20 protein-coding genes, 1 tRNA gene and 1 pseudogene are annotated in these 21,325 nt (G+C 69.9%); 11 read left to right on the top strand and 11 right to left on the bottom strand.

Translation table 11 applies throughout. The annotated features are described in order from the left end of the window. A partial coding sequence (locus EST54_RS02135) for a response regulator (RefSeq protein ID WP_167511462.1) occupies nt 1–448 on the bottom strand: 448 nt, incomplete at its 3' end. Nucleotides 449–670: 222 nt separating this feature from the next. On the opposite strand from EST54_RS02135, the gene EST54_RS02140 reads away from it, so the two are divergent. Beyond that, nucleotides 671–742 (top strand) — tRNA-Arg (locus tag EST54_RS02140). A gap of 390 nt (nt 743–1,132) precedes the next feature. Here EST54_RS02140 and EST54_RS02145 read toward each other — a convergent pair. The 5 genes from EST54_RS02145 to EST54_RS02165 form a co-directional block, all read right to left on the bottom strand. After that, nucleotides 1,133–1,765: an SMI1/KNR4 family protein gene (locus EST54_RS02145; RefSeq protein WP_129244386.1), complete on the bottom strand. Its 633-nt coding sequence runs from the start codon at nt 1,763–1,765 to the stop codon at nt 1,133–1,135. Continuing rightward, the gene (locus tag EST54_RS02150; protein ID WP_129244388.1) at nt 1,762–2,580 is read right to left on the bottom strand and encodes a hypothetical protein; all 819 of its coding nucleotides are present in this window, start codon (nt 2,578–2,580) and stop codon (nt 1,762–1,764) included. Before EST54_RS02150 ends, EST54_RS02145 begins: the two co-directional genes overlap by 4 nt. 43 nt (nt 2,581–2,623) lie before the next feature. Further along, the gene (locus tag EST54_RS02155; protein WP_129244390.1) at nt 2,624–3,277 is read right to left on the bottom strand and encodes a NucA/NucB deoxyribonuclease domain-containing protein; all 654 of its coding nucleotides are present in this window, start codon (nt 3,275–3,277) and stop codon (nt 2,624–2,626) included. Further along, nucleotides 3,274–4,014 (bottom strand): WXG100-like domain-containing protein, encoded by a 741-nt coding sequence (locus EST54_RS02160; protein ID WP_129244392.1) that lies wholly within the window; start codon nt 4,012–4,014, stop codon nt 3,274–3,276. The genes EST54_RS02155 and EST54_RS02160 overlap by 4 nt, the downstream gene beginning before the upstream one ends. A gap of 224 nt (nt 4,015–4,238) precedes the next feature. Continuing rightward, on the bottom strand, nt 4,239–5,189 hold the full coding sequence (locus EST54_RS02165) for an NADP-dependent oxidoreductase (RefSeq protein WP_372448219.1): 951 nt from the start codon (nt 5,187–5,189) through the stop codon (nt 4,239–4,241). 151 nt (nt 5,190–5,340) lie between these two features. On the opposite strand from EST54_RS02165, the gene EST54_RS02170 reads away from it, so the two are divergent. Further along, the gene (locus tag EST54_RS02170; protein WP_129244394.1) at nt 5,341–6,321 is read left to right on the top strand and encodes a GlxA family transcriptional regulator; all 981 of its coding nucleotides are present in this window, start codon (nt 5,341–5,343) and stop codon (nt 6,319–6,321) included. A 405-nt stretch (nt 6,322–6,726) separates the two neighbouring features. Beyond that, nucleotides 6,727–8,478 carry a CHAP domain-containing protein gene (locus tag EST54_RS36095; protein ID WP_129244396.1) on the top strand — a complete coding sequence of 584 codons (1,752 nt, stop codon included), beginning with the start codon at nt 6,727–6,729 and terminating at the stop codon, nt 8,476–8,478. Between the two features lie 126 nt (nt 8,479–8,604). On the opposite strand, the gene EST54_RS02180 is transcribed toward EST54_RS36095, so the two are convergent. Then, nucleotides 8,605–9,891: a cytochrome P450 gene (locus tag EST54_RS02180; RefSeq protein WP_129244398.1), complete on the bottom strand. Its 1,287-nt coding sequence runs from the start codon at nt 9,889–9,891 to the stop codon at nt 8,605–8,607. Between the two features lie 664 nt (nt 9,892–10,555). On the opposite strand from EST54_RS02180, the gene EST54_RS02185 reads away from it, so the two are divergent. The 5 genes and pseudogenes from EST54_RS02185 (at nt 10,556) to EST54_RS02205 (ending at nt 15,873) form a co-directional block, all read left to right on the top strand. After that, the gene (locus EST54_RS02185) at nt 10,556–10,909 is read left to right on the top strand and encodes a hypothetical protein (protein ID WP_129244401.1); all 354 of its coding nucleotides are present in this window, start codon (nt 10,556–10,558) and stop codon (nt 10,907–10,909) included. 193 nt (nt 10,910–11,102) lie between these two features. Then, nucleotides 11,103–12,446: pseudogene (locus tag EST54_RS02190) on the top strand (FtsW/RodA/SpoVE family cell cycle protein); the annotation flags it as partial. A 359-nt stretch (nt 12,447–12,805) separates the two neighbouring features. Then, nucleotides 12,806–14,260, top strand: coding sequence for a penicillin-binding transpeptidase domain-containing protein (locus tag EST54_RS02195; RefSeq protein WP_129244402.1), 1,455 nt, complete (start codon nt 12,806–12,808; stop codon nt 14,258–14,260). A 162-nt stretch (nt 14,261–14,422) separates the two neighbouring features. Next, nucleotides 14,423–14,908, top strand: a complete 486-nt coding sequence (locus EST54_RS02200; RefSeq protein WP_239012730.1) for an HD domain-containing protein — start codon at nt 14,423–14,425, stop codon at nt 14,906–14,908. Nucleotides 14,909–15,090: 182 nt separating this feature from the next. Next, nucleotides 15,091–15,873, top strand: a complete 783-nt coding sequence (locus EST54_RS02205; RefSeq protein ID WP_129244583.1) for an ABC transporter ATP-binding protein — start codon at nt 15,091–15,093, stop codon at nt 15,871–15,873. Nucleotides 15,874–15,986: 113 nt separating this feature from the next. Here the strand turns inward: EST54_RS02205 and EST54_RS02210 are convergent, their stop codons facing one another. The 3 genes from EST54_RS02210 to EST54_RS02220 all read right to left on the bottom strand — a co-directional run bounded on the left by EST54_RS02210 (nt 15,987) and on the right by EST54_RS02220 (nt 17,427). Further along, nucleotides 15,987–16,421: a DUF2267 domain-containing protein gene (locus tag EST54_RS02210; RefSeq protein WP_129244404.1), complete on the bottom strand. Its 435-nt coding sequence runs from the start codon at nt 16,419–16,421 to the stop codon at nt 15,987–15,989. An 83-nt stretch (nt 16,422–16,504) separates the two neighbouring features. Beyond that, nucleotides 16,505–16,900 carry a DUF2267 domain-containing protein gene (locus EST54_RS02215; RefSeq protein WP_129244406.1) on the bottom strand — a complete coding sequence of 132 codons (396 nt, stop codon included), beginning with the start codon at nt 16,898–16,900 and terminating at the stop codon, nt 16,505–16,507. 95 nt (nt 16,901–16,995) lie between these two features. Beyond that, nucleotides 16,996–17,427 (bottom strand): Hsp20/alpha crystallin family protein, encoded by a 432-nt coding sequence (locus tag EST54_RS02220; RefSeq protein ID WP_129244408.1) that lies wholly within the window; start codon nt 17,425–17,427, stop codon nt 16,996–16,998. 126 nt (nt 17,428–17,553) lie between these two features. Here EST54_RS02220 and EST54_RS02225 point away from each other — a divergent pair, with 126 nt between their 5' ends. Then, nucleotides 17,554–18,231: a type III effector protein gene (locus EST54_RS02225; protein WP_129244410.1), complete on the top strand. Its 678-nt coding sequence runs from the start codon at nt 17,554–17,556 to the stop codon at nt 18,229–18,231. 51 nt (nt 18,232–18,282) lie between these two features. Here the strand turns inward: EST54_RS02225 and EST54_RS02230 are convergent, their stop codons facing one another. Then, the gene (locus EST54_RS02230; protein WP_129244412.1) at nt 18,283–19,392 is read right to left on the bottom strand and encodes a ferritin-like domain-containing protein; all 1,110 of its coding nucleotides are present in this window, start codon (nt 19,390–19,392) and stop codon (nt 18,283–18,285) included. A 166-nt stretch (nt 19,393–19,558) separates the two neighbouring features. On the opposite strand from EST54_RS02230, the gene EST54_RS02235 reads away from it, so the two are divergent. Together EST54_RS02235 and EST54_RS02240 are read left to right on the top strand one after the other, a co-directional pair. Continuing rightward, on the top strand, nt 19,559–20,506 hold the full coding sequence (locus EST54_RS02235; RefSeq protein WP_129244414.1) for an AurF N-oxygenase family protein: 948 nt from the start codon (nt 19,559–19,561) through the stop codon (nt 20,504–20,506). A 72-nt stretch (nt 20,507–20,578) separates the two neighbouring features. Continuing rightward, the gene (locus EST54_RS02240; protein WP_129244416.1) at nt 20,579–21,319 is read left to right on the top strand and encodes a TetR/AcrR family transcriptional regulator; all 741 of its coding nucleotides are present in this window, start codon (nt 20,579–20,581) and stop codon (nt 21,317–21,319) included. The last annotated feature ends 6 nt before the right edge of the window (nt 21,320–21,325 follow it).

A 21,325-nucleotide genomic window follows, 5' to 3' on the forward strand; every position in this document is an offset into this window, starting at 1 on the left:
TCGCTCCCCCGCCCCCGTCGCTTTCCCCGTCCTCGTCCTCGGCCCCACCCTCGGGTCCACGCTGCCGTTGCCGGCCCTCGCGCACCAGCTTCCCCACGGTCCGCACCAGCTCGGCCGGCTCGAACGGTTTCGCCAGGAACGCGTCCACCCCCACCGACTCCCCGTTGTCCACCTCGCCTTGGGTGCAGGCACTGACGATGGCGATCGGGATGTCCCACGTCCGCGGATCGGAGCGCAAGCGCGCCGCGGTGTGCAGACCGTTGAGCCGCGGCATCACGACATCAAGGGTCACGACATCAGGTCTCACGTGGTGCACGACATCCAGACACTCGGCACCATCAGCCGCGGTCACGACCTCGAAGCCCTCCAGCTCGAGATTGACCCTGATCAACTGCCGGATCACCTTGTTGTCATCGACAACAAGGATCCGACCGGACAAGCCAGGCACACCATGAGACTAGGGCCCCACCTGCGACTGCGTCCCGGTTTTCCCCACTTCCGCCCCCGTGTGAGGGACCTTTCCCCGACCGCCACCCACCACCCGGCACCCATGCGCTAAGGACCGGGGAGCACCTCACCCGCCCCCTCCCCACCTCCCGCCAAACCTGTTCATGAACACCCCATCAGAGCTGGTAGGGTTCTACCCGTCGCCGCACAAACCGGCGGCAACGCCCCCGTAGCTCAGGGGATAGAGCAACGGCCTCCGGAGCCGTGTGCGCAGGTTCGAATCCTGCCGGGGGCACCCAGGAAGTGGAACGAGATCGGGAATGTGTATCGGTCTCGGGACCCGGGTGCCATGATCGGACGCCAGCATTTCGGTGCGGGCGTCCGATTTTTTGTTGCCCTGGCCCAGCCCACGGGCGGGGCGCGGTTCACGGTTCCCGTCCGTCGCCCGTCGCTCGACGAGCCGCCGGGCCGGAGTGGCCACCGCACGCCCGGCCTTCGCCCAGGCGATCAACCGGCTGCCTCGCAGCCTCTCCGGGCGCGCTTCGCTCATGGCTCGGATGCCCGGTTAAGCACGGCACGATGCACCGCCGGGACGTCCGGAGCGCCGAGGAGGCTCGGCGAGGGGTCAGGCTGGCGGGGGTGCGGGGGGGGGAATCCGGGGGTTCGCCTTGGCGGGAAGGGCGTCTCACTCGGTGCCGAGGCGAATCGTGGCGCCTTCCGGTGCGTTGTGGATCTTCTGGGCGATGGGGCCCCGAATCTGCATGGCGACCGCTGCGTCCTTGACTGACAAGTTGTCAAAGTCGTAGGAGCCGCCCGTGACGAAGAACTGGAGCGGGATCAGGCGTTCATCGGGCTCCAGCGCACCGTGCTCCTTCTGGAAGGCGTGCGCGAACGAGTTCACCCCGTTGACGTCGGGGTCAGACAGCAGCCACCGCGCCCAGTCCTCAAGACTGGCGCCGAGGGGCTTCACGGTGGCGGTTTCCGGGTCGAAGCGGACGACCTCCTCGTCGCCCAGGATGGCGAACTGGGTCCCGAAGAGGTCCTGGCCGAAGCAGAACAGGTCGTCGGCCAGGCCGGCGTACGTGCTCTTCCAGAGGGTGTCGGTGTTCCAGGCGAGCATGTCGGGACCGAGGCCTTCCTCGCCCACGCGGAATACCTGAATTCCGCCGTTGAAGAGGAAGAATCCGTTCATTCGCGAGATGACCTGGCCGAGCTCGACCAAGGGACCGCCGGCTACACCGAAGTCCAATTCGATCGCCGGGCCCATGGGGCCGCGGGCCCGGCCCATGAGCTGCTCCAGTGCGCTGTGCTGCGTCATGCGTTCCCCTCCGCTGCTTCGGGGCCGATCGGCCGGGTCAGATAGTGCTCGCGTACGTGGTCGGTCGTGACCAGACGCAGCGTCGGCTGGAGGACCGGAGATGCGGGGATCGCATCCCACTTCATGTACGGCCACCACCGGGCGTGGGCGGCCAGGAGCATCCGTTCGCCGCGTGGAATGTCGCCCTCCACGGCATACCAGCCTGCCATCCACGTGCAGAGGGCGAACCGGTCAGGGGTCTCGCCGGACGTCTCGGCGAGCGCGTGGGCCCGCCGGAAATCGTTGGCCTTCGCCAGGGCCTGCCAGACGAGCTGCTTGTCGGCCGTCGCCAGTTCGCTGAACTCGCGGTCCGCCAGTTCGGTGCCGGCCCCCGTCAGCGGCTTCGTCGGTCCGCCCCAGTCGGCGTGGTTCGGCAGCAGCGCTTCCTTGGGCTGGTCGGGCAGCTGCTCCGCCAGCCACAGGAGGTCCTCGCCCAGGTTCCGGCCGGCCGGGATGTGCTCCGCGGCCGTCAGGAGGCGGGGCCCGGCCGGCACTCCGGCGTGGAGTTCGGCCGCCAGGAAGGCGTGGCGGAAGGGCACGTCCTGGTCGCAGAGTTCACCGCCGAGCGGGCCGTCCTGGGCGATGATCGCCTCGGCCAGGTCTGCGGCCTCGGCGAACCGGTCCTGCCAGAACAGGGTCTGGATGGCTGCTGCGGCCGCTTCCCAGGCCTGGTCGCGAGGGCCTCCCGGGCCCTTCGCCATCTCCAGCAGTTCGGGCAGCAATGCGCCGAACTGCCCGTGCCGGGCCTGCGAGATCAGCTGCTCGGCAGCGTTCACCTGATATCACTCCTCGTAGCTACGTCATCCTGAATCTTCGCAGCTACTTCACTCTGATCTTGACACGGGATCCGTCACCCAGGCCGCGGACCGCGCTGCCCATGCTGGAGCCCGATCCCTGATTATCGCTATTGGGGATGTATTTCACGCTTGCGCCGGTTCCGCCTTCCTTATACATGGCAGGCGGGTACTCGTCGCGATCGTCGGGCGGACGGGTATCGATGCCCCGCAGCGAGTTCTCCCGGTTGTCGTCCGCATTGGACCGGTCGATCGTCACCACCGACGGCTTGGGGCGACCCTGCTGGGACTCGTCGCCCCTCCAGATCACGCCGCGCTGGGCCTCTTCGATGTGCTCCGCGGAGTGGGGATACCTGGCCTTGTCCACGACCATTTCGGCGTCGTAGTCACCCTTGACCCCGAAGTGCTGAGAAAGCTCGGACCGGGCCTCGGCCTGCTTCCTGATGCGCGCCCGGGACCCGGGACCAATTTCTCCGTGGTTCTTACCGATCTTCTCGGCGAGTTTGAGTAGCTCCTTCTTGTGCGCTTCGTCGGCGTCGACTATGTGCTTGACCACGCGTTCCGTGCCGTGGCCCGCTTGCTTGTACATGTCGCTGACGGCGCGGCCCGCCTCTTTGGTCAGCTTGGTGCCGATCTTTTCGGCCGCTTCTTCCAGGGCTTTCGCTATCGGGTGACTCAACTGAACGAAACCCCCGAGGCGGCAGCCGCGAACTTGTGGGCGTGGCCCACCACTTCCTCGGCGTGGCCGTGCAGCTTGGCCGAGTGCCTCAGCAATTCCTCCGGATGGATTCTGAATTGGCTGCCGGCGCCGCCCGCCGCGCCTCCGGCGGGCGCCACTCCGTCCAGGGCGGCCTGCACGCCCTTGAAGACCAGACCGCTGACGGCCCGCTCGACGACCTGCTCCAAGGGGCCGATGGCCTGCTCGACCAGCTGACCGATGATGCGGTCCTCAAGTTCTTGCAGGAGCCTGTTCACGATGCGCTTGGTGGCCTCGATCAGGAGGGCCTCGGCCGCTTCGGCGGCACCCAGCGTGGCGACCGCGGCAGCCTGGGCCGCGACGAACTCGGCCGCCATGATCCCGAGCTCGGTGATGACGGCCAGCTTCGCGGCCACGATGGCGTCCGCCGCCACGTCGAGCACGGTGGCCACCGTGCCGCAGACCTCCACGAGCTCCGACATGTGGCCGGAGGACATCTTCGTCCAGCGCTGAGCCAACTGCTCGTAGGAATCGGCCTGGTAGTGCTCCGCCATCTGCCGGATGGTGACGGAGGCTTTTTCGTGCGTGCTGTCGAGGTTGGTGGCGAAGTGGCGGACGTGTCCGGCGAACTCGCGCACTTTGTCCTCGTTGACCTGGGGCCAGTTGAGGCCCAGGAGATCCAGCACCCAGACCAGCTCATCCGGCAGCTCGATGGCCACTTTTCCCCCGCCGCAGTACCCGTGACACAGACTCAGGGAACCCTACTAGGCGGAATGACGTGTCGTCATGTCCCGGTCAGGGGCGAGGGGCGGGATCGGCACCGCTGCGAGGGGCACCGCTGCAGGAGGGGCGGCCTCGTTCCGTCATGCAGCGGCGGTCGGCCTGGTCCGGCTCCTGCCCGGCCCCGAGGGCGGGGCACCCGCCGCGACGGGCGCCCTGGCCGCTACGGGACGGTGAGGACGACCTTTCCGGTGACGCGGCCGGTGTCGCCCAGGGCGTGGCCCTCGGCGGCCCGGGCCAGGGGGAAGGTGGCCTCGATGACGGGCTTGAGCTTGCCCGCGTCGACCAGGTCGGCAATCGCGCGCATGCCCTGCTGGTCGGCTTCCACGAGGAGGGGGTAGGCCCGTACCCCCAGGGCGGCGGCCCGGTCCGCAAGGTCCCCGGGGAGCTCCCGGATGGCGATGGAGATCAACTGGCCGCCGGGCTTCAGGATGGTGAGGGAGCGCACGACCGTATCGCCGCCCAGGGCGTCGAAGACCAGGTCGACGGGGGCGATCTCGGTGAAATCCTCGGTCCGGTAGTCGATCAGTTCGTCGGCGCCGAGTTCGCGCAGCAGCGCGTGCTTGGGGGCGCTGGCGGTGCCGATCACGTACGCGCCCCGCTCCTTGGCGATCTGCACGGCGAAGTGGCCCACGCCGCCCGCCGCGGCGTGGATCAGAACGCGCTGGCCGGGCTGCACGTTCGCGGCGTCCACCAGGACCTGCCAGGCGGTCAGGGCGGCCAGCGGGATCGCGCCCGCCTGGACGTGATCGATGCTCTTCGGCTTGCGGACCAGCGCACGTGCCGGGGCCACGACGAACTCGGCGAACGAGCCGACTCCGTACGGGTACGGGAGCATGCCGAAGACCTCGTCGCCCTCCTTGTGGAGGGTGACGCCGGTGCCGACGGCCTCGACCACACCGGAGACGTCCCAGCCGAGCACCAGGGGAAGCCGGCCGAGGAAGCCGGCGAACCGGCGGTGCTTCCAGTCGGTCGGGTTCATCCCCGCCGCGCGGACGCGGACGAGCACCTCGGACGGGCCGGGCGACGGACGGTCGACCGTCACCTCCCGCAGGACCTCGGGACCGCCGTACGTGTCCTGGCTGATCGCCGCCATCTTGTTCATGCCTGCCATGTCTGCCATGCCTTTCGTGCCCTTCGTGCCTGTCATGCGCGTCATACGTGTCATGCGCGTCGTGGCTGTCGTGACTGTCAGGTGTTCAGGATGATCCGCGCTGACCTGCATCGATAGCGGCCCAGAGGTCATGGTGTGCAAATATTGGGCCATGCATCGTGTGGTGGTTCTGGCCCTGGACGGGGTCATACCGTTCGAGTTGAGCCTGGCCTCACGGCTGTTCGGGGTCGCCACCGATCCCGACCTCAGGCCGCTCTACGAGGTGGTCACCTGCTCTCTGGACGGCAAACCGGTCCGGACCGCCGCCGACTTCGGCGTCACCGTGGAGCGCGACGCCTCCGCACTGGCCGCGGCGGACACCGTGGTGATCCCCGCCTCCGAGACGTTCGCCGAGATCGTCGACAGAGAGGCGCTGCCGCGCCGTCTGGCCGAGGCGCTGGCGCTGATCGGCCCCGACACCCGGATCGTGGGGATCTGCCTCGCCACGTACGTACTGGCGGCGGCGGGACTGCTCGACGGCAAGGCCGCGGCCACGCACTGGTACCACGCCGCCCGTTTCCAGCGGCTGTATCCCAGGGTCCGGCTCGCGGCCGATGTGCTGTTCGTGGACGCCGGACGGGTGCTGACCTCGGCCGGGGCGGCATCGGGCATAGACCTGCTGTTGCACCTGATCCGGCGGGACCACGGCAGCGCAGTCGCCACCCACGTGGCCCGGCGCTGCGTCGTCCCCCCGCAGCGGGAGGGTGGCCAGGCGCAGTACGTGGAGCGGCCGATGCCGCAGAGCGTGGACGCCGGCACGTCCGCGACCCGCGCCTGGGCGCTCGACCGCCTGCACGAGCCCCTCCAGCTGGCCGACTTGGCGGGGCACGCGGGCATGAGCCGCCGCACGTTCACCCGTCGCTTCCGGGCCGAGGTGGGGTTGAGCCCGGGCCAGTGGCTCACCCAGCAACGTGTCGACCTGGCCCGCCAGCTGCTGGAGAGCAGCGATCTGCCGGTCAATCGCATTGCCGAACGAGTCGGCTTCGGCACGGGCGCCACCCTGCGCCACCATCTGCACGCCGCGATCGGGGTCTCCCCGGGTGCCTATCGGCGCACGTTCCAGACCTCCACGCCGGACGTCACCCGTTCATGACCACCACGCCGGCCATCACCCGTTCATGACCATTCGGCTGCCCCGAGCATCGGTTGCTCCGGGCCCCAAGGCGCCTGGATTCCCCGCAAGTTCAAGATGCGGCACCCCACCACGGGCGGTAACATCGGCGGTATACGGGCATGGGTAATGAGCCTTGCAATGAGCTTTGCAATGACGCTTGGCGAGGCTCTTGGCCATGGGGTGGGTTCACGGCCTGACAATCCGCGATGGGTCACGGCCCGACAATGCACCATGCTCGCCGAACGCCTGCTCGTTCCGCCTTGCTTTCTCGGTTATTTCCTCGGTTATTTCCTCGCTTGATGTTGTTGTTATTGCGGGAAGCTTTGCTCGGGGACCTTGCCCTCCGAGCGGTACCGGAAAGGGAAAATCAGGAAAGGGAAGACGATGAACCAGGCGGACACACTCATCGACGTAGAAAAGGCCGAGGCAGGGTATCGCGAAGGTTACTCGAACGGCCACTACAACAACCATCAAAAGTATTCCCCGGCAGTCCCCGGGCTGGAGTGGTCACAGAACCAGGCGTGGTGCGAGACGTTCCAGTCCTGGGCCTTCCAACAGGCAAATGAGAAGAGTCTCGCTCCGGTCACCGCCTCCTGCGCGACCGCCGTCAACTGGTACAAGAACAAGGGCAGGTTCTCGTTCTACCCCGCGATCGGCGCGCTGGCGTTCTTCGGGCCGGCGGGAGGCGGGCACGTCGGACTCGTCTACAAGTACGACACCGACAACGCGTACACCATCGAAGGAAACACCAACGACAACGGTTCGTTCGAAGGCAACGGCGTATACATGAAAACGCGCCCTCGCAGGGACGGTTTCCTCTACGGCTACGGGCTGCCGGCCTTCACCGAAGGCGTCGTCACGGCGGATCCCGGCCTGAAGGACAAGCCCGGCTTCACGTACCAGGCCACCGCCTCGTCCGGTGTGGCCGGTTCACCCCCCACCACGCCCGTCGAGACCGCCCTGCCGTGGGTGTCCTCGAACCAGCTCATCTGGGCGGCCACCCACTCCGTGGACCAGCAGCGGGCCGTGGAGCCCGGCGACAGCAACCCCGCGGACGATGTGGCGCTGGTGCAGGACGCACTGGAGAAGGTCATGGGCGTCGCCGTGGGCGACCCGCACGGCGTCTTCGATGCGGAAACGCAGAAGCTGTATGACGCATTCCGCAAGGACAAGCTGGGCTACTCCACGGCGGACGCCACGGGTTCCCCCGGACCGCGGTCGCTGATCGAACTGGGGAAGCGGTCAAAGCTGTTCAACGTACGCGCGGGCTCGTCCCCGGCACTCACGCTGCCCATGGTGAACGTGAATCAGGTGCAATGGGCCGCTACGCACAACGCTCAGGAAGAAGAGGCGCAGCCGGACGGGGCCAGCAGCTCGAAGGTCGATGTGGCGCTGGTGCAGGACGGCCTGAAGAAGGTCATGCATACGACGGTGGCCGACACGGCCGGAATCTTCGAGCAGGCCACGCAGTCCCTCTATGACGAGTTTCGTCATACGGTGCTGAATCTCACCGGCGACGACGCCATCGGGAGCCCGGGCGGGGAGTCGCTGAGCGAACTCGGGCAGCGTTCGGGACTGTTCCAGGTCGATTTCGGTTCGCCTGCGAGCGGGCCGGACGGCGCAGTCGTCAGCGCAGGGGCAATCAACCCGAAGGACGTGACGTTCAATCGGCATGTGAGCGGCGGCACCCTCGACGAATGGATCACGGAGGCGTGTGCGGCGGCCGGAGTTCCCGCGAACCACCACTGGATCAGGGGCATCAAGACCGCCGCCGGGCGCGAGTCGTCCGGCAACCCCAACGTGTGCAATGTCTGGGACCTCAACGCCATCACTCCGCATGGCTTCACTGCGGTCCACGACTTCGGAGACGGTGTTTACGTGGCCGGCGCAAAACCCCGGAAGATAAACGGCGCGCCGACCCCGTTCCAGTGCTCCCGCGGTGTCCTGCAATGCATTCCGCAGACATTCGCCTCCCGCCACGCCCCCGGTACGTCGGTGAACATCTACGATCCCGTGGCGTCGATCGCCGCCGCAATCGGGTACGTCCGCAAGAAGTACGGCGTTTCCGCTGACGGTTCCAATCTCGCCGCGAAGGTCCGGCAGTTCGACCCGAACCGGCCTGGCGGGGGCTACTGACGGCGAGGATCCCGACCGACCGCACAGTGCGGTGAGACACCGGGCTCCCCCGGTCACCGGCCCCGCCCCGGTGGCCCCGGGCCGGTGTTCCGCCCGCGCACGGAACTCCCGCCGCGCTCAGCCCGCTCAGCCGTTCAACCGCACCGGCAGTGACTCGATGCCGTACACGATCGACAGCTTGCGGAATTCCAGGTCCTCCGGGGTGGCGGCGAGGCGCATGCGGGGGAAGCGGCGCACCAGGGCCGGGTAGGCGGCGCGGAGTTCCATCCGGGCCAGTTCGGCGCCCACGCAGCGGTGGATGCCGTAGCCGAAGGCGAGGTGGGAGGGGACGTTGCGGGAAGGGTCGAACCGTTCCATGTCCGGGCCCAGTTCGCCGTCCCGGTCCGCACCGCTCAGTGAGCACAGCACCACATCGCCGGCGGTGATCTGGACCCCGCCGATCTCCAGGTCCTCGCGGGCGAAGCGCGGGAAGGCGACCTGTACGACGGTCAGGTAGCGGAGCAGTTCCTCGACATAGCGGTCGACGACGTCGTCGCCCTCGTGCAGGGCCGCGAAGTGCTGGGGGTCCTGGAGGAGGACCAGGGCGCCGAGCGCCAGCATGCTGGCGGTGGTTTCGAAGCCGCCGGTCAGGACGCCGTCGGCGAGGCCCGCCAGTTCTTCGTCGCTGACCGTGTCGCCGTGTTCCTTCACAATCATCCCGAGCAGACCGTCACCCGGGTTTTCACGCTGCTTCTTGACGATGTCCCGGAAATAGGAAAGGGACTCTGATATGGCGCCGAAGGAGGCGTTTGCACCGCTGAAAAGATCGAAGCGGGCGGCACTGAGGCGTTCGAAGTCGGCGCGGTCTTCATAGGGGACGCCGAGGAGTTCGCAAATGACCAGGGAGGGAATGGGAAGGGCGAAATAGTGGACGATGTCGACCGGGTCGCCGTCCTTGCCCGCCTTTTCCATGGCGTCGAGCTGCTCCTCGACGATCTCGTGGATGCGGGGGGTGAGCCGGCTGAGGCGGCGCATGGTGAATTCGGGCGTCAGAAGGCGGCGGAGGCGGGTGTGCACCGGCGGGTCGGCGAATCCGAGTCCGCCCGGGTTCTGTTCGGCGCCCGCACCGGCCTTGCCGACGAGGTTGGTGAAGTCCGAACTGAAGGCACCGGCCTTTCCCAGTACCGCCTTGACCTCGTCGTAGCCGGTGACCAGCCAGACGTTGGCGGCTATGGGTACGGGAAGCCTGCTGATGGGCTCCTTCTCCCGGACGGCCGCCAAATCGCCCACCGGGTTGAGACCTTCGCGCCGCAATGGCATCAGGACGGACTCGGGCAAGAAAGACATTCGAGACAGGTCGAATCCTTTCCTGCGCGTTCTCGCCAGATACATACGGCCGGCCCAGGCGATGATCCGGGAACGGAGAGTCGTCATGACGCTAATACTGCCTTTCGTCGAGGGGGTCGGTCACCCGCACTCCGCGGCCCACATCGGCCGGGAGAGCACGGAACCTCCACTCGGCGTGCACGGGTGTGACGTACGCCATAGCCCCTCGCTCACGGTGGTCATGGCACAAGTCCATGCCCTCGACCGGTGTCTTCGGTCGCCCGCATCAGCGTGACGAGCTCCGGCTCGGCCTTCTTCTTCTCTTCGGTCTGGACGAGTTTACAAAGTGCCATTGGACGCGTTCACGGAACAACCCGGAACGGCCCTGAGTGACCCCGGAGAAGTCCCTGACATTCCCCCCAACCGCGCTCCGGTGAGGGTCGGTTGGAGGTCGGCTCGCGGCGCCGGGAGCGTACGGGCGGCCGGACTCGGGCACCCGCGGGCGCCACCCCGTCCGTTACGGAAAGTGATGAGTTGCGGACCCTTCGGGGTCTCTCTAGCGTGAAAGGAGAGCGAGAGAAGTCGGCAGGGCGCGCCGCCGGAGCGTGGCGCGCGGCAGGCAGCAGCCGCACTCGCAGCCGGGGAAGGGTGCGAGGAGCACCGCGCCGGCGGGGCCCGGCCCCGGCCCGTCCCTCAGGTGACGCCCGGTGACACCACTCGATCCACTCCGCAGGGACTCCCTGAGGCTCCCCCCTTCGCAGAGAGGAAGCACATGTTTCCCAAGTCGAAGACCGGCAAGATCTGCGTGTTCGCCCAGTGCGTGCTGTCCGGTGCGCTGACCGCCGTCGTGGCCGGCCCGGCGCAGGCGACCGACGACGAGGAAGACTTCGCCCCGTACGAGGGTCGCGTCGTCGCCAAACGGGGTGTGGTGCTGCGTACGGGGCCGAGCAACGACTACCGCGCGGTCGGCTCGAAGCGCTACGGGACGGTGGTGGCGATCGCCTGCCGGATCAACGGGCAGGAGGTCGAGGGCAACCCGGTCTGGTACAAGCTCAGCGATGCCTCGTACGCCTGGTCCTCCGAGCGCGACATCGTGCATGACGGGGAGGACCCCCGCTGGTGTTGAGGGGCCGGGTGGGAGCACTCGGGGGTGTCCGGCGGGGACGGCCCGGGGGTGTCGCGGGGGCGCCCGGGGAGGTGCCCCTGAGGTGACCCGGACCCGTGTGTCCGGGGCGTTCGCGGCCCGTACACCCCGTACACCCCGAACGTCGCATCCGGCATAACGGAAATAACGGTCGCCGCTTGCTACGTTGCCAGGCATGACGGCAATGGCAAGGGCGGCCGCCGCGCGCCCGTTGGACACTCCCCCACCGTTGCCGCTACTGCCCAAGCGACGGGGCATCGAACTGGCCCTCCTGGTAGGCGCCGTTCTCATCAGCGTCTGCGGGTACGTCGTCGTGGGGCTCACCCGGTGGCACGCCCTGCCGGGCGGTGCGGTCCGTTACGGCGCGGGGCTCGGCGCGCTCGCGCTGCTCGCGCACCTCGCCGTCCGGTTCCGCGCCCCGTACGCCGATCCGCTGCTGCTGCCCACCGCGGTGCTGCTCAACGGGATCGGGCTGGTGCTGATCTTCCGGCTGGATCTGGACACCCCGGGGAACCACGCCGCGCCCACCCAGCTGGTGTGGTCGACGGTCGGTTTCCTGCTCTTCATCGGGGTGGTGGTGCTGCTGGACGACCACCGGACGCTGCAGCGGTACGCCGCGCGGTGTGCGGGGCTCGCGCTGCTGCTCATGGCGGCGCCGATCCTCTTCCCCGCCGTCAACGGGGCGAAGATCTGGATCCGGCTCGCCGGATTCTCCATTCAGCCGGGTGAGTTCGCCAAGGTGCTGATCACCGTCTTCTTCGCGGCCTATCTTGCCGCCAACCGCGGCGTGCTGGCGCGCACCGGCCGCAGCATGGGGCGGCTGCGGCTGCCCGCCGGCCGGGTGCTCGGACCGGTCGTGGCGATCTGGCTGGTCAGCGTGGCCGTGCTGGTCCTCGAACGCGATCTGGGGACCTCGCTGCTGTTCTTCGGGCTCTTCGTCGTCCTGCTGTACGTGGCCACCGGGCGGACCGGCTGGATCGCGGTCGGGCTGCTCCTGGCGGGCATCGGGGCGGCCGCCGTCGGCACCCTGGAGCCCCATGTGCACAGCCGGGTCGAGGACTGGCAGCACCCGTTCGCCGGGATCGCGGCGGGTCAGGGGCCCGGTCAGCTGGCCCAGTCGCTCTTCGCGTTCGCGGCCGGCGGGATGTTCGGCACCGGCCTCGGCCAGGGACACTCGTATCTGATCGGCTTCGCCATGAAGTCCGACTTCATTCTGGCGACGTTCGGCGAGGAACTCGGGCTGGCCGGGCTGACCGCGCTGTTCCTGCTGTACGCGCTGCTGGTGGCCCGCGGCTACCGGGCCGCGCTCGGCCTGCGGGACCCGTTCGGCAGCCTGCTGGCGGTGGGCCTCGCGGCGCTGCCCGCGCTTCAGGTCTTCGTCATCGCGGGCGGGGTGATGGGGCTGATTCCGCTGACGGGGATGGCGATGCCGTTCCTCGCGCAGGGCGGGTCCTCCGTCGTCACCAACTGGATCATCGTCGCGCTGCTGCTGCGGATCAGCAATCGAGCACGGACGCCACGGGCGGCGGCGGGCGGCCCGGGAAGCGGCGGCAGGGCTGGGGCCGAGGCGGGGAGTGCGGGGGCCGGTACCGGGGGCACGGCGAGCGGCCCTCCGCCGCACGCGGCGGACCACCGGCCGGTCGACGAGGCGGTCGGCGAGGCGGTCGGCGAGGCCGTCAACGAGGCGGCGCGGGACGGCAGGAGCAGGGCGAGGGGCCTCGCCGGGCAGGACACCTTCTTCGGGGCGGGGAGCTGGGTGGTGGGCTTCCTCAAGCCGACCGCTTCCCCGTCCCGGAGCCGGCCGCCCTCGGCCCCGCCGCCGGCCTCGGCCCCGCCGCCCGCCCCGGCCGACGAGGCCTCCTCCCCGGAGGCCGGCCGATGATCCGCTGCATCCGCCACACCGCCGCCTTCTCCTTCCTGCTCCTCGTCGCCGTGCTGGTCAACGCGGCCCGGGTGCAGATCTTCGAGACGGAGCACTACGGCACCAGCCCGGCCAACCGCCGCACGTCGATCGCCCGTTACGAGCAGCCGCGCGGTGCCCTGCTCGTCGCGGGCCGGCCGGTGACCGGCTCCCGGGACAGCGGCGGGCGGCTGCGCTACGAACGCAGCTACACCGACGGTCCGCTGTACGCGCCGGTCACCGGCTACTCCTCGCAGATCTACGGGACCTCGCTGCTGGAGAGCGCCGAGGACGGCGTGCTCTCCGGCGCCGACGACCGGCTCGCCACCTTCCCCTGGTGGGACCGTCTCACCGGCACCCACCGGCCGGGCGGCCGCGTCCACACCACCATCAACCCCCGGATGCAGCGCGCCGCGTTCGACGGCCTGGGGGACAAGAAGGGCGCGGTGGCCGCGATCGAGCCGCGCACCGGCAGGGTGCTGGCGCTGGTCAGTACGCCGTCGTACGACCCGGGTGAGCTGTCCGGCAACGGCACCGCGGTCGGCGCGGCCTGGCGCCGGCTGAACGGCGCCGAGCGGCGGCCGATGCTCAACCGGGCCCTGGGGGAGACCTATCCGCCCGGCTCCACCTTCAAGGTCGTCACCGCGGCGGCCGCGCTGGAGAGCGGCAAGGTCACCGACATCGACGCCCCGACGGATTCCCCCGACCCCTATCCCCTGCCCGGCACCGCCACCCGGCTCGGCAATGCCGCGAAGGGCTGTGCGGACGCTCCGCTCAAGGACGCCTTCCGGGCCTCGTGCAACACCGTCTTCGCGCGGCTGGGGGCGGAGGTCGGGCTGCGTGACATGGCCGGCACCGCCCGGAAGTTCGGCTTCAACGACCGGGGGCTGCGCATCCCCTCCCCCGTCGCACCGAGCAACTTCGACACCCGGATGGATCCCTCGCAGGTCGCGCTGTCCGCCATCGGGCAGTACGACACCGCCGCCACGCCGCTCCAGATGGCGATGGTCTCGGCGGTGGTCGCCAACGGGGGCCGGCTGGCGCCGCCGTACCTCGTCGACAAGGTGACCGACGCCCGGGGCGTCCTGATCGAGGACGGCCCGCACCTCCCCGCCCGCCAGGCGATCGGCCCGGTCACCGCCCAGCAGCTCCAGGACATGATGGTCGATGTCGTCGAGCACGGCAGCGGCCGGCGCGCCGCCGTCAAGGGCGCCACGGTCGGCGGCAAGACGGGCACCGCGCAGCACGGGGTGCACAACGAGGGCCTGCCGTACGCCTGGTTCATCTCCTGGGCACGGGCGAAGGACAGCTACGAGCCGGCCGTCGCGGTGGCGGTGGTGGTCGAGGACGCGGCCGCCGAGCGCGCGGACATCAGCGGCGGCGGGAACGCGGCGCCGATCGCCCAGGCGGTGATGGCGGCGGCGCTGGGGTGAGGTCCGCGGGCGGATCGGGCGGATCGGGCGGTGCGGGCCGGCGGCCGGTGCGCGGCCCAGCGGCCGGGCGGCCGGGCGGCCGGTGCACGCTCGACGACCGGTGCGCGGCCCGTCGCCGGAGCCCCCCTGCACCCGGCCCGGCCGCCGCGTCACAATGGCCGTATGGCTGACGCGATCCCGCCCATGGAACCCGCCGCTCCCCCGCTGTTGTCGCTGGCCGAAGTGGAGGCGCTGGCCCGGCGGGTGCACTCGGGGCAGACCGACAAGGCCGGCCGCCCCTACGCCGAGCATCTGGCCGCGGTCGCGGCGGGCGTACGGGAGCGGGGCGGCAGCGAGGAGCAGATCGCCGCGGCCTGGCTGCACGACGCGGTCGAGGACGGGGCGCTGAGCCGCGAGTGGCTGGCCGGCGCGGCGCTGAGCGCGCCGGCCAAGGCCATGATCCTCGCGCTCACCAAGCGGGCGGACGAACCGGTCGAGGAGTACACCGCACGCATTCTGGCCACCCCCGGGGCGCTGCTGATCAAGGAGTCGGATCTCGCGCACAACGCCGACCCGGAGCGGCTGGCCGTCCTGGACGCACCGACCCGGCAGCGGCTGACGGAGAAGTACGCACGGGTGCGCGCCCTGTTGGGGCTGACCGGGCCGTAACCGCCCGCCACCGGGCCCGGCCGCGCGCCTCCCGCCCGGGTTCCACATTTCGGACACCCGCCCAGAAAGGTGTCATACACAGCTATTCTGTGGCGATGACCTCTCCGCAGCCTTCGCAGCCCCCGGAGCCCGCGCCGCCGTCCGCGGGGACCGCACCGCCTCCGCTCCCCGGAGCCGCCCGCGTGATCGCCGCCCTGGAGGGCGTCGGCGTCCGCCGCCACACCACCGGGCAGGTCATCCTCGACGCCGTCGACTGGACCGTACGGACCGGTGAGCACTGGGCGCTGCTCGGCGCGAACGGCGCCGGCAAGACCACCGTCCTGCGGCTCGTCGGGGCGCTGATGTTCCCCACCGTCGGCACCGTGGAGGTGCTCGGCCACCGGCTCGGCTCGGTGGACGTGCGTGAACTGCGTGCCGTCATCGGCCTGGTCTCCGGCGCGCAGAAGGTCCCGCAGGACGCGACCGGCCACACCGTCGTGCTGACCGGCGCGACCGGCACCGTGCAGCCGCTGTGGCGGAAGTACGACGGCGCCACCCGTGAGCGCGCCCATGAGCTGCTCGCCGAGCTGGACTGCAAGGAGTTGGCGGACCGGCCGTACGGGGTGTGCTCGGGCGGCCAGCGGGCCCGGATCCTGATCGCCCGCGCGCTGATGGCCGACCCCCGGCTGCTGCTGCTCGACGAGCCGTTCAACGCGCTCGACCTGCCCTCCCGCGAGGATCTGATCGAGGCGCTGCACCGACTGGCCGCGGGGCGCCCTGAGCTGTCGACGGTGACCGTCACCCACCATCTGGAGGAGCTGTCCCCGGCGATCGGCCACGCCCTGCTGCTCCGCGAGGGCCGGGTGCAGGCGCGCGGCCCGGTGGACGAGGTGCTGACCGGCGCGCGGATGACGGCCTGCTTCGGCCGTCCGATCGAGGTGTCGCGGCACGAGGGGCGCTTGCTGGCGCGGTCGGGAAAGCGCTGAGCCCCTGAGCCGGGGCGGGGGCCGACACCTGCCCCGGCGCTCGTCGTCCGCCGTGCGGCAGGGCGGGGGCACGGCATCGGGAACTCGGCGTACGCGGCGTCGGCCAGGCGGCCTCAGGCGGCCCGGGTGAGTTCGGCGCGGCCGAACAGGAGGGCGTAGCCGGCGGGGAGCTGCTGGAGGATGCGGGTGAGCAGTCCCTCGCCCGCCAGGTCGGCGACCGCGGCGAGAACGGCGCCGGTGTCCCAGCGGACGGTGGCGGGGCTCGCACCGGTGCGGGTGGCGAGGTCCTTGACGAAGCCCCAGCCGGTGAGGAGTTCGGTGTCGGGGATCTGCGCGGTGAAGACGAGGGCGGCCTCGACGGGCAGGCGGGCGGCCAGTTCGACGCGTTCGTCGCCGGTCAGCTGCCGGCCCAGGCCGGCCAGCACGAGACGGACGGCTTCCGCGGCCCGTTCACGGGTCGGGTAGGCACCTTCGTACCGGATCCTCTCCAGCATCTGATGGAACGTCATGGCCGGTACGGGCCGGGCCGTTTCCTGCTGCACGTCCATTGCTGCGGCGGTCGCCTTTCTCGTCTCTGGTGTGGTGGGTCGGCCGGTGCCCGGCAGGCGCCGGGCACCGGTGGTGCGGAAGGTCAGGTGGACCGGGGGTGGCCGAAGAGGAGGTCGTAGCCGGCGGGGAGCTGGAGCAGGAGCTCGTTCATCAGGTCGTCGCCCGCGGCATCGGCGGCCACGCTGAGCACGGCTCCGACGTCCCAGGTCGCCGTCTCCTCGGTGGCGCCGTCGATCCAGGCAGCGGTGGCGCGGACGAACCGCTCGGGGGAGAGCGGCTCGGCGGCCTCCAGCGGGTTGAGCAGGATCAGGGCGTAGGCCTCCGGAAGGCGCGCGGCCAGTTCGGCTCGCACCTCACCGACCAGATGTGCCCCCAGCAGGGCGAGGACCACGCGGGCCGCACGTTCCGCTTCCTGCCGGGTCCCGTATTCGCCGCGTTCCTGGACACGTTCCAGGAACGCTTCCCCTCGCAGGACCACCTCGGGCCACCCCCTTTCTCTTCGGGGGCGGAGGACGGGCACCGAAGGGGGACCGGGCCCCGTCCTCCACCGCCGCTACGGGCCGGCGGCCTCGCTCACCCGCGGATCTGCCGGGGGGCGGACTCGCCGCCGATGGCGATCTTGCGGGGCTTGGCGCGCTCGGCGATCGGGATGCGCAGGGTCAGCACACCTGCGTCGTAATCGGCCTTGATGTACTCGGTGTCGAGGCTGTCGGCCAGGACGACCTGGCGGGAGAAGGCACCCAGGGGGCGTTCGGACAGCTCCAGCTGCACATCGTCGGCCTTCGCCACGGGCCGGCGCTCGGCCTTGACCGTCAGCATGTTGCGTTCGACGTCGATGTCGATCGCCTCCGGGGTGACACCGGGGAGATCGAACGCCACGACGTACTCGTCGCCTTCGCGGTAGGCATCCATCGGCATCGCAGACGGCCGCGACCAGGTGCCGGAACCGAGCAGCTGCTGGGTGAGCCGGTCGAGCTCGCGGAAGGGATCGGTGCGCATCAACATCGCGAAACACCTCCAAAGGATCGGGCAGTGACTGCCAATGCGCTTCACCTGTCCTCTGTTGTAGCATGTCGTCCAATGGATGACAAGGCGAACGTCATCGAAAGGGTGACAGACCGAGGAGGTCCCATGCCCCCGGCCGACGAGACCACACCCCCTCGCACCGGCAGCCCGGCCCCGGCCTCCTTCCTCGCCGCCGCGGCGGCCCTGGAGGCCATCAACCAGGCCGTCCGCGCGGCCCAGAGCGCCGATGCCGAGGAACCGCCGGGCTCCGACGAGGGTCCCGGCAAGGCGCTGGCCTCCCTTCTGCTGCTGCGCGAGGTCCGCGCACAGCTCGACGGCTGGGAGACGGGTCTGATCGAGACGGCCCGGCAGGCGGGAGCCAGCTGGGCCGATCTCGCGCAGCCGCTCGGCGTCGCCAGCCGCCAGGCAGCCGAACGCCGCTATCTGCGCCAGCGCCCCGGCCCCGCCGGAAGCACCGGTGAGCAGCGCGTCCAAGCCACCCGGGACCGCCGCGCCGCCGAGCGCACCGTCGTCGCCTGGGCCCGGGACAACGCGGCCGACCTGCGCCGCCTCGCCGGCCAGATCACCGCCCTCACCGATCTCCCCGCCGCCTCCCGGGGCCCCGTGGACCTTCTCGACGAGGCGCTCGGCAAGGACGATCCGGTCGGGCTCATCGCCCCCCTGACGGCCGCCCGCCCCCATCTGCAGCCGGGCCACCCCGACCTCGCCGCCCGTATCGACGTCTTCACCGGCCACACCGCCCGGCTCCGCGGCCACGGCGACCACCCGCGCCACGGCACCTGAACCGCGGGCGGCGGCGCTCAGGGGCGGTTGCCCGCCGGGCGGCAGGGGCGGTCAGTCGTTCGCCGCGCCCTGCGCGATGGCCGCCGCGACCTCCGCCGTACGGGCCTCTTCCTCGGCCGCGAAGCGCTCCGCGTCCAGCTTCTCGGCGAGTTCCTCGTCCTCGGCCATCAGCAGATCGAGGTTGGAGTCGCCCATCTCGAAGACGCCCATGTCCACATAGGCGCGCTGCAGGCGTTCGCCCCACAGTCCGATGTCCTTGACGCAGGGCACGATCCGGCTGAACAGCAGCTTCCGGAAGAGGTGCAGGAATTCGGAGTTCTCGGTGAATTCGGCCGCCTCCTTGGGTGGAATGCCGAAGTTCTCCAGGACTTCCAGGCCGCGCAGCCGGTCGCGCATCAAGTAGCAGCCCTCGATGACGAATTCCTCGCGTTCCCGCAGTTCGGCGTCGGTCAGCTGCTTGTAGTAATCGCGCAGCGCCATCCGCCCGAAGGCGACGTGCCGCGCCTCGTCCTGCATGACATAGGCGAGTATCTGCTTGGGAAGCGGCTTGGTGGTGGTGTCCCGGATCATGCCGAAGGCGGCCAGCGCGAGGCCCTCGATCAGCACCTGCATACCGAGGTACGGCATGTCCCAGCGGGAATCCTTGAGGGTGTCGGAAAGCAGCGACTGGAGATTGTCGTTGATCGGGTAGAGCATTCCGATCTTTTCCTGGAGAAAGCGGCCGTAGATCTCTGCGTGCCGCGCCTCGTCCATGGTCTGGGTGGCGGAGTAGAACTTCGCGTCGAGATCCGGGACCGATTCGACGATCCGGGCCGCGCACACCATCGCGCCTTGCTCACCGTGCAGAAACTGGCTGAACTGCCAGGAGGTGTAGTGCCGGCGCAGATCGCCCCGGTCCTTCTCCGTCATCTTGTCCCAGTACCTGGTGCCGTACAGGGACATGGACTCGTCCGGGGTGCCGAGCGGGTCCTGGGGGTCCACCTCCAGGTCCCAGTCGATCCGCAGCGTGGCGTCCCACTGCTTGTCCTTGCCCTTCTGGTAGAGCGCGAGCAGCCGGTCCCGTCCGTCGTCGTAGTCCCAGCTGAAGCGGGCCGCACCGGAGGCGGGCACCTTCCACACGGGGTCGCCAGGGTCTTGCACATAGAGGTCTCGGGTCGACACGGATGCCTCCTCGGCTCGCCAAACGCCTTGTCACGGGCGGTCGTTGGCAGGCTCACACGTTTCTTACCGGCGGGTCAATAAGTCGTGCGCAGGGGATTGACGAGCTTGCTGACAAGCAGTCTCATAAGAGATGAACGCGGGTAACCCACTAGCGAGGTAGCCACCCATGACGAGCGCGCCCACCGACATGACCGTGACGGACACCGAAGTCCTGCGGGACGCCCTCGGTCTGCTCAAGGACCGGGAACAGGTCGCCGAGCGGCTGCTCGACTCCTCCGCCAGGCACTCCTTCGACCCCGACACCGAACTCGACTGGGACGCGCCCCTCGAAGAGGGCAAGTGGTTCTGGCCGCCGGAGCTGGTCTCGCTCTACGACACCCCGCTGTGGCGGAAGATGTCCCTGGAGCAGCAGCAGGACCTCTCCCGCCACGAGGCCTCCTCGCTCGCCTCGCTGGGCATCTGGTTCGAGATCATCCTGATGCAGCTGCTCGTCCGGCACATCTACGACAAGCCGGTGACCAGCGCGCACGTCCGTTACGCACTCACCGAGATCGCCGATGAGTGCCGGCACTCCAAGATGTTCGCCCGCATGATCCACAAGGGCGGCGCCCCGGCGTACCCGGTCTCCCGGGTGCACCACAACCTCGCCCGCGTCCTCAAGACGGTCTCCACCACCCCGGGTTCGTTCGCCTGCACCCTGCTCGGCGAGGAGATCCTGGACTGGATGCAGCGGCTGACCTTCCCGGACGAGCGGGTGCAGACCCTCGTGCGCGGGGTGACCCGCATCCATGTCGTCGAAGAGGCCCGGCATGTGCGCTACGCCCGCGAGGAGCTGCGCCGCCAGATGATCACCGCGCCGCGCTGGGAGCGGGAGTTGACCCGCATCAGCTCCGGCGAGGCGGCCCGGGTCTTCTCCCTCGCCTTCGTCAACCCGGACGTCTACCCCCATGTCGGTCTGGACCGGCGCGAGGCCCTCACCCAGGTCAAGGCCAGCGGTCACCGCCGTGAGGTGATGCAGTCCGGCGCCAAGCGGCTGACCGACTTCCTGGACGAGATCGGCGTACTGCGCGGCGTGGGCCGCAGGTTGTGGCGCCGCTCAGGGCTGCTGGCCTGAAGGATCCTTGTGAACCGTCCAGTAACCGAGCGCCTGTCCGAAGCGGAATCCGGGCCGGTTACGCTGCTGTTCATGAACGGCAGCGGCACCGCCCCAGCAGTACCCCGACCCGCCTATCGCAGACTGAGCGTCGAGCAACGCCGCAGCCAACTCCTCACCGCCGCGCTCGGCCTGTTCGCCCAGCGCGCGCCCGAGGACGTCTCCCTGGACGACGTGGCGACCGCGGCCGAGGTCTCGCGCCCGCTCGTCTACCGCTACTTTCCCGGCGGTAAGCAGCAGTTGTACGAGGCCGCGCTGCGCAGCGCGGCCGACATGCTGGAGCGCTGCTTCGCCGAGCCGGAGAGCGGCCCGCTCACCCAGCGGCTGTCGCGCGCGCTGGACCGCTATCTGGCGTTCGTCGACGAACACGACGCGGGCTTCAGCGCGCTGCTCCAGGGCGGCAGCGTCGTGGAGACCGCCCGGACCTCCGCGATCGTGGACGAGGTGCGGCGGGCCGCCGCCGACCAGATCCTGCGGCATCTGGGCGAGTCCGAACCGGGCCTGCGGCTGCGGATGACCGTCCGCATGTGGATCACCGCCGTCGAGGGCGCCTCGCTCATCTGGCTCGACGAGGACAAGCAGCCGGCCCTCGACGAACTGCGGGACTGGCTGGTCGACCACTTCATCGCCCTGCTGACCGCCACCGCGGCCCGGGACCCGCAGACCGCCAAGGTGACCCGGGCGGCGCTGAAGCTGGAGGCCGCCGACGGCCCGGCCGGCGGCCTGGCCCGCCGCCTGCTGCCCGTGGTGAGCGACGCCACGCATCTGCTGTGAGCTGCC

The organism is Streptomyces sioyaensis, from assembly GCF_004122735.1.
GTDB lineage: Bacteria > Actinomycetota > Actinomycetes > Streptomycetales > Streptomycetaceae > Streptomyces > Streptomyces sioyaensis.